The sequence below is a fragment of the Bacillus sp. MUM 116 genome (assembly GCF_001866655.1).
GTDB lineage: Bacteria > Bacillota > Bacilli > Bacillales > Cytobacillaceae > Neobacillus.
On record NZ_MLYR01000175.1, the window covers coordinates 1 to 10,273 of the forward strand.

12 protein-coding genes are annotated in these 10,273 nt (G+C 37.6%); 9 read left to right on the forward strand and 3 right to left on the reverse strand.

The window, feature by feature from the left end; translation table 11 throughout:
- Positions 1-118 precede the first annotated feature (118 nt).
- Positions 119-1,006, forward strand: a complete 888-nt coding sequence (locus tag BIV60_RS27400) for a LysR family transcriptional regulator (protein WP_071358825.1) — start codon at positions 119-121, stop codon at positions 1,004-1,006.
- 49 nt (positions 1,007-1,055) lie between these two features.
- Positions 1,056-1,586, forward strand: a complete 531-nt coding sequence (gene lepB / locus BIV60_RS27405) for a signal peptidase I (RefSeq protein WP_071358826.1) — start codon at positions 1,056-1,058, stop codon at positions 1,584-1,586.
- 34 nt (positions 1,587-1,620) lie between these two features.
- Here the strand turns inward: lepB and BIV60_RS27410 are convergent, their stop codons facing one another.
- Entirely contained in the window at positions 1,621-2,115 is a 495-nt protein-coding gene (locus tag BIV60_RS27410) for a hypothetical protein (protein WP_071358827.1), read from the reverse strand.
- A 154-nt stretch (positions 2,116-2,269) separates the two neighbouring features.
- Between BIV60_RS27410 and BIV60_RS27415 the strand changes: the two genes are divergently transcribed.
- From BIV60_RS27415 to BIV60_RS27425, 3 genes are all read left to right on the forward strand, one after another.
- The gene (locus BIV60_RS27415) at positions 2,270-3,334 is read left to right on the forward strand and encodes an undecaprenyldiphospho-muramoylpentapeptide beta-N-acetylglucosaminyltransferase (protein ID WP_071358836.1); all 1,065 of its coding nucleotides are present in this window, start codon (positions 2,270-2,272) and stop codon (positions 3,332-3,334) included.
- Positions 3,335-3,472: 138 nt separating this feature from the next.
- Entirely contained in the window at positions 3,473-3,655 is a 183-nt protein-coding gene (locus tag BIV60_RS27420; protein WP_071358828.1) for a hypothetical protein, read from the forward strand.
- Between the two features lie 107 nt (positions 3,656-3,762).
- Positions 3,763-4,368 carry a hypothetical protein gene (locus tag BIV60_RS27425; RefSeq protein WP_071358829.1) on the forward strand — a complete coding sequence of 202 codons (606 nt, stop codon included), beginning with the start codon at positions 3,763-3,765 and terminating at the stop codon, positions 4,366-4,368.
- A gap of 95 nt (positions 4,369-4,463) precedes the next feature.
- Here the strand turns inward: BIV60_RS27425 and BIV60_RS27430 are convergent, their stop codons facing one another.
- Entirely contained in the window at positions 4,464-4,655 is a 192-nt protein-coding gene (locus BIV60_RS27430) for a hypothetical protein (RefSeq protein WP_071358830.1), read from the reverse strand.
- A gap of 159 nt (positions 4,656-4,814) precedes the next feature.
- Here BIV60_RS27430 and BIV60_RS27435 point away from each other — a divergent pair, with 159 nt between their 5' ends.
- On the forward strand, positions 4,815-5,306 hold the full coding sequence (locus BIV60_RS27435) for an SRPBCC family protein (protein ID WP_071358831.1): 492 nt from the start codon (positions 4,815-4,817) through the stop codon (positions 5,304-5,306).
- 90 nt (positions 5,307-5,396) lie between these two features.
- Here the strand turns inward: BIV60_RS27435 and BIV60_RS27440 are convergent, their stop codons facing one another.
- Positions 5,397-6,152: a hypothetical protein gene (locus BIV60_RS27440; RefSeq protein WP_071358832.1), complete on the reverse strand. Its 756-nt coding sequence runs from the start codon at positions 6,150-6,152 to the stop codon at positions 5,397-5,399.
- A gap of 349 nt (positions 6,153-6,501) precedes the next feature.
- Here BIV60_RS27440 and BIV60_RS27445 point away from each other — a divergent pair, with 349 nt between their 5' ends.
- From BIV60_RS27445 to BIV60_RS27455, 3 genes are all read left to right on the forward strand, one after another.
- Positions 6,502-6,828, forward strand: coding sequence for a hypothetical protein (locus tag BIV60_RS27445; RefSeq protein WP_083402501.1), 327 nt, complete (start codon positions 6,502-6,504; stop codon positions 6,826-6,828).
- Positions 6,829-7,235: 407 nt separating this feature from the next.
- Entirely contained in the window at positions 7,236-7,928 is a 693-nt protein-coding gene (locus tag BIV60_RS27450; RefSeq protein ID WP_071358834.1) for a response regulator transcription factor, read from the forward strand.
- Entirely contained in the window at positions 7,906-10,137 is a 2,232-nt protein-coding gene (locus BIV60_RS27455) for a sensor histidine kinase (RefSeq protein WP_071358835.1), read from the forward strand. The genes BIV60_RS27450 and BIV60_RS27455 overlap by 23 nt, the downstream gene beginning before the upstream one ends.
- Positions 10,138-10,273 lie beyond the last annotated feature (136 nt).

Below are 10,273 nucleotides of genomic sequence, written 5' to 3' on the forward strand. Positions count from 1 at the left end.
GCATCTTTTCGTAAGAACATTTGCGAAAATTGCCTAGGAATTTAGTAAATGACCCTTATTAGGATCCAAAAGCAACAAAGTTTACGAAAAGAGCCTTAGCAAAAGGACCGTCATTAATATGGATATCAAATGGTTAAAAACATTTATCATTGCGGCTAGACATGAAAATTTTCGTAAAGCATCTGAGGATCTTTTTTTAACACAGCCGGCGGTTACAAAGCACATAAAAAGACTAGAGGAGTATCTGCATATTTCCTTATTTGAAAGAAGGGGGAAAAATGTTTCGCTTACTCCGGCTGGTTCCAAGTTTCTGCCATCCACCATAAAGATATTGAAAAGATATGAGGAGGAGATGGAGGAATTCGAAGGCTGGAAGCAAGGGTATAACCGTAAACTAAAAATTGCTGTGGCTCCCCAAATTGCTGCTTCTATCCTTCCGCCATTCCTTAACATTTTTATTGAACAACATCCAAATATTGAGGTAATTATCAATGTGGTTCGTTCTTTTGAGATCGGTGAGGAAATTAGCTCGGGCAAAGCCGACATTGGCTTATCCAGGATGAAACCAGTTCAGACAGATCTCTCAAGTGAGGTTATTCATCGAGATCCAGTTATCCTTGTGGCTCCAAATCTTAAGGATAAAGAACGACATAAGTCGCATATAAATGAGGAGAACGTGCTTAAGCAATACAGGCTATTAACCGATAACCATCCAGCTTATTGGGATTCCCTATTAGCAGAGGTGAAAAGATATTATCCAAGAGTTCGGACAATCCCGGTTACGCAAATGGAAATTACCAAGCGGTTTATTGAAATCGGATTGGGGGTTTCTTATTTACCGTTATCCATTGTTCAGGAAGAATTAAAAAATTGGAAAATGTTTGAAATTAAACCGGATAAAATAGTACCTCCAGTTTCTTTAACCTATATCATTGCGAATCAAGAAACACCAGAAGCAAAGGAATTTATCTCGTCACTAAAAAAATGGCTGAAGGAATCTGAGTGAAAGATGGAGAAGTTTTATAAATGGGAATATAAAGGGGATGTAAAAACTAATGAATTCAAATACGAAAAACGAAGTAAAGAGCTGGGCTAAATCCATCATCATTGCACTGGGAATTGCAGCTGCAGTTAAAACATTTCTTTTTGCACCCTATATTGTTAAAGGAGCATCCATGGAGCCAACCTTACATAATCAAGAAAAAATCTTTGTAAACAAATTGGATGATTTTAATAGAGGGGACATTGTTATTATTAAAGAAAAAGAAGTGAACTATGTGAAGAGAGTTATTGGTCTTCCTGGAGATACGGTTTTGGTTAAGGATGATCAATTATATATAAATGGAAAGTATATTAAAGAGTCCTATCTTTCACATAATCGTAAATTAGCGGAGCAAATGGACAGCAAATTAACGGGTGACTATGGTCCGATTACGGTTCCGCAGCACAAAGTTTTTGTCATGGGTGATAATAGGCTTCACAGTATGGATAGCCGAAATGGATTGGGATTTATTCCTGAAAATGAAATTGTGGGAAAAAGCGAGTTTGTCTTCTTTCCTTTCTCACAAGTGAGAGAGACGAAGTAAAAAATAAAAAAGGCATCGTGCGCGATGCCTTTTTTCACTCCACTGCAAAAGTAAAGGTTTCTTTTAAGGGTCTGCCTATTTTTTTACCCTTTTGTGTCCAAATAATTTCAACTTCTAATTCCGTGGCTTTATGAGCCAATGGAAAGTTTTCAAATCGATAGGGTATACCCTTATTCAATTGTTTGGCTAAAAAGTTTGCATGTTCGACACGGCCTTCAGTGCAATCCTCCCCATCAGGACAACCAAAAAGAGAATATTTAGTCGTTGAATTCGGTTCATTTCGATACATAAACACTTCTACAGATTTTACATCTTTCCCGATATTATGAATCTCTAAAGAATAGGTATTAAATTTTCCTTTTTCGGATTTAACCAGCTCTTTTCCATGCCCGGGTTCTGCCACCTCTACAGACCATTGCTTTGAGGAATGTTTGATTGGTAATTTATTGAAGCTTAGTGCTTGTGTCTCTATTGCGATTGAGATGACAAATAGTAGAATTAACGCTAAAGTGGTAAGTTTCGTTTTCATCTTCAAAAGCCTCCATCATTTTTGGTCCGCATTATTTTTCCCAAAATGGAATGGAGTATGAGAACAAAATAGAATTTTGTCTAATACCGGTGGAACTGAAGACGCATTTTCCCATATAATGAATAGCAAAATGATTAGTTATTCAGGAGGATTTATTTTGAAAAAAACAATTGTGTTTACTGGTGGAGGTTCGGCCGGCCATGTAACACCTAATATTGCCATCATTAAGGAGATCCATAATGATTGGAACATTCATTATATCGGTTCGAAAAAGGGAATTGAAAAAGAATTAATTACAAAAATCAATATTTCCTATCATGGAATCAGCAGCGGAAAGCTAAGAAGGTACATAGATGTTGAAAATGTTATTGATGTTTTTCGGGTATTAAAAGGCTGTCTCGATGCGCGAAGAATTTTGAGAAAGTTAAAACCAAATCTTGTTTTTTCTAAAGGCGGGTTTGTATCCGTACCAGTGATTATCGCGGCAAGGTCTCTTAAAATCCCGATCTTCATTCATGAAAGTGATATTACACCTGGTTTGGCCAATAAAATTTCGCAAAGATTTGCGACCAAAATATTTACTTCGTTTGATGAGACGAAAAAATATTTTCCTGCACAGAAAACTTTTGTTATTGGTTCGCCGATTCGAAGAGAGATTTTTAACGGGTCTGAAGATAGAGGCAGAAGGTTTCTCGATTTTCACGATGAACGGCCGATTTTGACGATTATGGGTGGCAGTTTGGGAGCAAAAAAAATTAATGAGGCCGTTCGAGGGGCATTAAAAGAGCTGTCTGCCCAGTACCAGATTGTTCATTTGTGTGGAAAAGATAATGTTGATTTGAATTTTTCAAATGTGCCGGGATATAAGCAATTTGAATATATTCATGATGAATTGCCCGATATTTTGGCGGCAACTGATTTGGTTATTACCAGAGGCGGCTCCAATTCGATATTTGAATTTCTGGCTTTAAAAATCCCGATGCTCATAATCCCTTTAGGTTTGGAGCAAAGCCGCGGGGACCAAATTTTAAATGCTAAAGCCTTCGAAGAAAAGGGCTATTCTCTTACGCTAAAGGAAGAAAACTTGACAAGTGAAACCTTAGTTAAGAAGTTGGAGGTTTTGCAGAAAAAAAGTGGAGAGATACAAAGGAAAATGGAGCTGTCAAAAATGGGGGATGCACTGCAAACTCTTATCAGAGAAATTACTGCTCCTGAATAAGCATAGAATGCGATTCTTCAGTGATGAAGGATCGTTTTTTATAGGACTTTAGAATAATACAAATTGAAGTTAATAAATTGTTATAAGGGACTAACTGTCTGGGTTTGCTGGTTTTGCTTTTGAAAGGAGCACGTTGGAATGAGAAAAGAAAATAATGCGGCTCTAATTGTATTTTTGGGAATCGTTTTATTCATTTATATGATCGTAAATGCTTTCCGCCATATTAAGGTCTACGTAGTTTTTAGTTCCGGGCTAACACCTATTATCATTATGGCGGTATTAATTTTGGCGATTGTTATTTTAATTGTTAGAAGTTTATAAGTTACATCTTTTTGGCGATATCTTCAATCATTGGTATCGTTTTTTTGTTAGCAAAAAATTCCATTTATTGTTAACATGAGGCTAATTGACGATTAGGAGTGAGTAAGATGAAAAAAGTCCCTTTTGAACCGCCGACAGAATATTATGATGAGAATCTTTTACAGATTGATGAGCAAATTTGTGCTTTGTTCAAACAGCGGAAGGAGATTTCAGATAAAAATCCAGGTTTTCCACCCTCTGAAAAGATTGCTGATTGGGCAAAAAAGTATGGTCTGTATGAGGAATTACTTCAAGCAATTTTTGGAGAATTACGAAATGAAGAGCATTTTCGCCCTTATGTTGAACCAGAGAGATTCCGCAAATATGTATCCATCCTCAAGTCTGTTGAGAAAGGTGAGTGTATGTACACAATATCCTTTATGCGGCAGTTTGAGAATGCCAGCGTTATTAATCTAATTATCGATTGGGAATCTGAAAAATTCTCACAAGAAGATCGTTTCCATCGACACACTTTTTGGGAATTAGTATTAGGTGATCAATATGATTGTAGAATGTCTGGAGGAGGCGGTTCAGATGGGCATCTTAGCTACAATTTTATTGTCTCGCCATCGCTGCCGGATGATCTTTCAGGGATTGACTTGGTTTTTAAAGAGTTCAAAACTCCTTTTAAGGACAAGCCAACCGGGATTGAGATTGCTTTTCATATGTACTAATTTCTGTGAGGGTAGGCTTTGCTTCGATAAAAAAGTGGAGCATTTTGCATTGAAAAATCGTAACGCAGATAAACCGTTTCAAGTTAAAAAAATAATTATCGGAACGGTACATATGGTCCCAAATAAGGAAACATAGGCGGATATCCATGAAGGGCAGGGATGATGTGAATGGTGTGCTGGCCAAGCTCGATTGTGTGATGGTGGATGACTTGATTCCAAGGTCCAAACATTGGGGGAGAATAACCTAAATAAATAGGTGCGCCGGTTCCAGTAATAATGGTGTGCATTGTGTTATCACCTGCATTTTTTTACATATTACGTTTCAAATTAAAAATGGAGACAGTCCTAATATAAAAAAAAGACATGCCAAATCTTTCTTATCTATGGGGGGAATGGTATTTTTAAGTTAGGAAAAGAAATTATAAAACCAGCAAGGAGGTTTAGAAATGATTGCAGAAATGATAAAAACAGGAGATGGAGCAATTGCCCGGTATGAAAGGCATTGGCGACATTCGGTTCAAGAAGTGTGGGCATGGTTGACCGAAAACGATAAAATTTCTCAATGGTTTTCAGAACTCCGTGTGGAAGAGCTTCGTGAAGAAGGAGCGATTGTATTCCAAATGCCCGACGGCACGATGGATAAACTGACCATTAGCGAGTTAAAAACATATTCGGTTTTGGAGTTTTCATGGTGGGAGAACACTATGCGCTTTGAATTAAGCCCGGAAGCAGATGGATGCAGGTTGGTGTTAACGGAAAAATTGAAAGAAATCACAGACCATACCCCAAAGGATCTTGCTGGCTGGCATGTGTGTTTGGAGGTAATTGATGCATTGCTGGATGGAAGAACCATTGATTCCAGGTTTGAGGAATGGAAGATTTGGTATGAAAAGTACAATGTCGCTGTTAAGAATTTTTCTTCCGTCAATGCTGGATAGAGCATGAAGGACTAATGGTAAAAGAAACTTGTGAAATTGGCCTTCATCATGGCGATGAAGGCCAAAATAAAGTCCTGCTAATTATACTGGCTATGAATTCGGAAACATCGACTCCACAACATCAATCAGTTCTTTTTCTAAAGGCTGGTATAGCTTCCTTTCCCCCTCAAGTTTCACTGTATATTGAATATCATCATAAAGAAAAGTAACCTGATAGCCCGCAGGAATATCTTTCATAAAAGCCTCTTGGCCATTCCTCAATGTTAGCGCATGGTATTCCTCTAAAGCACCCAGTTTTTCCGAATGAGGCGTTGCCTGAATAGATAATTTACCGTTTTTATTTCGATAAAACCAAATGGCCTCATTGTAGATTACATTCCCTTGCACATGGGTCACCTTAAAAGGAAAATATGCGGGAACGAGCAGCTGCTTATTAAATTTCTCTTGGTATTCTTTAATTGGTTCATTCATAAAGGGGTTGGATAGATCAGAAATAACCTTAATCCGAGAGATTTTATTGTTCTCGACATAAACCTCCCAAATAAAAGCAATTCTTTCGGCAAATGTGTTGTTATTAAAATATTCTCTTTCAAAATGCGCCAAAAGGATTCGGGCATTTTTATGGTGAGAGGGAAGTGTTTGAACTCCTTGAATAGGTGTGTTTTCGCGAATTTCAGGGATTTTTACAGATGGAATAACTAACCTTTTGGCCAAACGTTCATCCTTCTTTATAATTGCCATCACAAAATTACGAAGGACAATCTGCGTGGAATCCGTGGACTTTGCCTTCATCGAAATAGGTGCCGCCAAAATTATTAGAAGAAATATAATAAATGCTTTTTTCATATTTATCACCTATCATTAGAATCCGTTTTAAATTAAGCAAATATTCCGGGGGACAAATAGATTGTTTTTTCAAAAAGTGTGAAACATCCTAAAATAACCGCTCAATTAGTATCCAAACCGGACCTTTAACTTAAAAATAATATCTAAAAATTTTTCCATAACCTGCACCTCACAACAGAAATTTATTTTTATTTTTCCGAAATATGAACAATATGGTAAAATTATGTAATTGGTTGAATGGTGAATCAACGATAAAAAGTCATATTGAGAGTGGGGAAGCAAATTCTGTTTCTATTATCATTAAGTCAGGAACAAAAATTAGAGAATTATAGATTGGGAGGAATCAATGATGAAGATATTAAATATGTTTTTTCCTGCAATCGCCATCTTGATTATTGGATTTGTGACATTTTCCAACACGTTCATTCAACAAACGGACCATAAGTATTTCTTTGTATCCCTTATCATTATTTATCCATTATTATTTTTACTCCAAGGTGTAGGAACTGCACTGTTAAAAACTAATATTTTTCTCTCTTTGGTTGTTTCCGCTTTAGGATTTTTAGTGACGGTCTTTCTTTGGGCAAATAGCAGTGCCCTTGGATATGTTATTGTATATTTAATCATTGGATTCTTAGGATATGGGCTTGGCCGTTTCTTTCAAAGGGGAAAATAAATATAGGCTGTTTTCGTAAAGTTTGTTGCTAATGAAAAGAGTGGTTGATTTCCACTCCAGGATGCTCGCTTTGCTCCTGCGGGGTCTCACCTGTCCCGCTGCTCCCGCAGGAGTCTCGCACCTTCCGTTCCAATCAACCTTCTTTATCAACAAGTAATCTTATCAAAAACTATTATAAAAACAACATTCCTTGAGAAAAGAGCCTAAAAATAAAACAAAAGCGCGTTGGTATAGTTGCCAATGCGCTTTTTCATTTATCATGCTAATTTTTCCAAATGCCTCCATCCAAACAGCTTTCTAGTATAAAATAATCTTAAGAAATTCTTAAGAATTATCGTAAATGAATGTTAAGATTTTCCGTTTATTTTATAGATAACAAAAAATGGTTGATAGAAAGCAGGGGTAAGATGGATCCTTATAAGGTTCTCGTAGTCGATGACGAAAAAGAAATTAGGGATGGCATTGAGATTTATTTGAAAAATGAAGGGGTTAAGGTGCTAAAAGCGCAGGACGGGGTGGAAGCATTAGAAATCTTAAATGAATATCCTATCCATTTGATTATCCTCGATGTCATGATGCCAAAGCTGGACGGGATTGCGGCAACCTACAAAATTCGAGAGCAGAAAAACATTCCAATTATTATTTTAAGCGCGAAAAGTGAGGATACGGATAAAATTTTAGGCCTTCAAGTTGGGGCGGATGACTATGTTACCAAACCGTTTAATCCAATGGAGCTTGTGGCCCGCGTGAAATCACAGCTTAGAAGGTATGTTTCTTTAGGTACATATGAAGGCATCAAAAAGGTGATTGATCTAAACGGGCTTATTTTAGACCAATCCGCAAAAGAAGTGACAGTCCATGGCGAGCCGGTGAAGCTAACGCCGATTGAATATAAAATCGCGGAGCTCCTGATGATGAACGCAGGCAGAGTATTTTCCATCGATGAAATCTATGAACGGGTTTGGAAGGAGCCGGGCTATAACGCGGAAAATACGGTAGCCGTTCATATACGAAAAATTCGTGAAAAAATAGAAATCGATCCGAAAAATCCAAGATATTTGAAGGTGGTGTGGGGGATTGGGTATAAAATGGAAAAATAAAATACTTATTGGTATTTGGAGCTTTCTGATTACTTTTGGCTTAAGCGGACTCTTTATCGGAGTCACTTCGGGGGACCGTTACATAAGTAGTGATTATTTTCATACACCGCAATTTCAAAATGAACTGGACCAATTCACCGGGTATTTAACGATGTTTGAGTTAAACCCAATCACTTTAAAGGAAGCAAAGGAATCAATTAAGGTAACAAAGAATGAGATTGACGAATATCGTTATCGCTATGGCAGTCTCTCTGAACAAAAAGCGAACATAAAGGCACAGTATGAAGAGCGAATTCAGGAAGCGAAGGCTTCCGGTGATCAGGAGACGGAGAATTCCATAATCGGGGAAAGAGATCGAAAAATCAATGACATTACGAATAATTTTAAAAGTGATGAGTATGTCAAAGAAAAGATTGTAAAAGAAAAAGAGAAGAAGATGGAAGATGTTTTTAAAGAAGAAGAAAATCATCGATCGGATTATCAAAGATATCGTGACTCTTTTCTTTATTATTTTAAAAGCAGTCAAACAGGTAAAATCTACACAAACTTAGATTCATCACAAGAGAATCTGATGAACACAAAAGATATGCAATATGTAACAAACTATACAGTCCATCCGGATAACCCCGGTTATTATTACGGCACAGAATTTGAACTGCTAAGATCTATAATGGATACGAAAACGGAAATATTTGAGGGGAAAATCGCGCTGCCGAAAACACTTTCCTCTGACAATTGGCTGATGATCGAGTCCGAAAAATACAAAAGTCAGCAAATCATCCTATTGGCTTTTATTTTATCAAGCATTGTTGCCCTTATTATTGGATACTTTATCAGGAAAAAGTCGAAGGGGATTACAGCGGAGATTGAAAGATATCGCCCTTATTATAACAAGCTTCCCATCGATGTAAGGGCAGTCTTTTTCATTCTTTCCGGTATAGGACTCATCCTCTGTTTGTTCGCTGAAAACGATGAAATCCATTATATTTACGAAAATCCAATTGGCTCAGGAAGAGACGTACTCATCTTTCTGATTGCGGGAATGGTTTTTAGTACCTCTATCCTTATACAATGGAACTACTTTATTTCATTTGTAAGGGATTGGAAGACGGTTAGAGCACAATTGGAAAAAGCCCTTCTCGTAAAAGCAGGGAAATGGATAAAGGTAATATGTAAAAAAGCTGTGGCCAAATTAAAAGAAGCCTTTTTAAATCAACCAGCAGCTAGACAGTTGTTTATTCTTTTGGCGGCTGCATTTGGGATGGGATTAGCTGCTGTGATGGTTGTCGTTCAACCCGTTTTTCTACCCTTTTATCTTATCTTAGTAGGGGGCGCAGCGATTCCGATCGTCGTGATGCTGGTTAATCGAATGGCGTACCTGAGCCAGATTGTTGAAAAAACGAATGAACTGGCAGCCGGAAAGATGGGGAAGGATCTAGAGGTAACGGGGAAAACAATCCTAGCCACACTTGCAGGTAATATCAATATGTTAAAGCAAGGGGTCAAAACATCCCAGAATGCCCAGGCCAAAAGCGAACGCTTGAAAACCGAATTAATTACGAATGTAAGCCATGACTTAAGAACACCGCTAACTTCGATCATTACGTATACGCAGTTATTAAAAACGGATGAGGTTTCAACTGAGGATCGGACCGCCTATCTTGAAATCATTGACCGGAAATCAAAACGGTTAAAAGTGCTAATTGATGATTTATTTGAGGTATCCAAAATGGCAAGCGGCAATATCGAATTGAAAAAGGAAAAAGTGGACCTTATCCAGTTATTACAGCAGGCACTGGGGGAATATGATGATATGATCAATGAATCCAGCCTGCAGTTCCGTGTAACGAATATGGAGAAACCGATTTACGCAATCGTGGATGGCCAAAAGCTATGGCGTGTGTTTGATAACCTAATAGGCAACATCTTGAAATATTCACTGGAGAATTCCCGCGTTTATATTACGGCTTCGAAATTGAATGGCCAAGCGTTGATTACTTTTAAAAATGTCTCGAAATATGAACTGAATGATAATAGCGATGAGCTGTTTGAACGGTTTAAGAGGGGTGACACATCACGCCATACAGATGGTTCCGGTCTCGGTCTCGCGATTGCGAAATCCATTATCGACCTACATGAAGGCAATCTCGATATTGAGACGGATGGGGATTTATTTAAGGTGAGCATTTCATTGTGGCTTTCAGAATGATTTTAAAATGGACATGGATTGGAAACCAACAACTTTACCAAAGGCTATTTTCGCATAGATTGTTGTTTTTCATATAAGTTCATCAACCCGTATAACAAAATGCTTCGTGGCATCTTTTCGTAAGAACATTTGCGAA

What these genes read in the sequence shown, in the direction of transcription:
- BIV60_RS27435 (WP_071358831.1), top strand. Translation starts at nt 4,815, where the DNA reads ATGATTGCAGAAATGATAAAAACAGGAGATGGAGCAATTGCCCGGTAT.
- BIV60_RS27440 (WP_071358832.1), bottom strand. Translation starts at nt 6,152, where the DNA reads ATGAAAAAAGCATTTATTATATTTCTTCTAATAATTTTGGCGGCACCT.
- BIV60_RS27430 (WP_071358830.1), bottom strand. Translation starts at nt 4,655, where the DNA reads ATGCACACCATTATTACTGGAACCGGCGCACCTATTTATTTAGGTTAT.
- lepB (WP_071358826.1), top strand. Translation starts at nt 1,056, where the DNA reads ATGAATTCAAATACGAAAAACGAAGTAAAGAGCTGGGCTAAATCCATC.
- BIV60_RS27400 (WP_071358825.1), top strand. Translation starts at nt 119, where the DNA reads ATGGATATCAAATGGTTAAAAACATTTATCATTGCGGCTAGACATGAA.
- BIV60_RS27425 (WP_071358829.1), top strand. Translation starts at nt 3,763, where the DNA reads ATGAAAAAAGTCCCTTTTGAACCGCCGACAGAATATTATGATGAGAAT.
- BIV60_RS27410 (WP_071358827.1), bottom strand. Translation starts at nt 2,115, where the DNA reads ATGAAAACGAAACTTACCACTTTAGCGTTAATTCTACTATTTGTCATC.
- BIV60_RS27420 (WP_071358828.1), top strand. Translation starts at nt 3,473, where the DNA reads ATGAGAAAAGAAAATAATGCGGCTCTAATTGTATTTTTGGGAATCGTT.
- BIV60_RS27450 (WP_071358834.1), top strand. Translation starts at nt 7,236, where the DNA reads ATGGATCCTTATAAGGTTCTCGTAGTCGATGACGAAAAAGAAATTAGG.
- BIV60_RS27445 (WP_083402501.1), top strand. Translation starts at nt 6,502, where the DNA reads ATGAAGATATTAAATATGTTTTTTCCTGCAATCGCCATCTTGATTATT.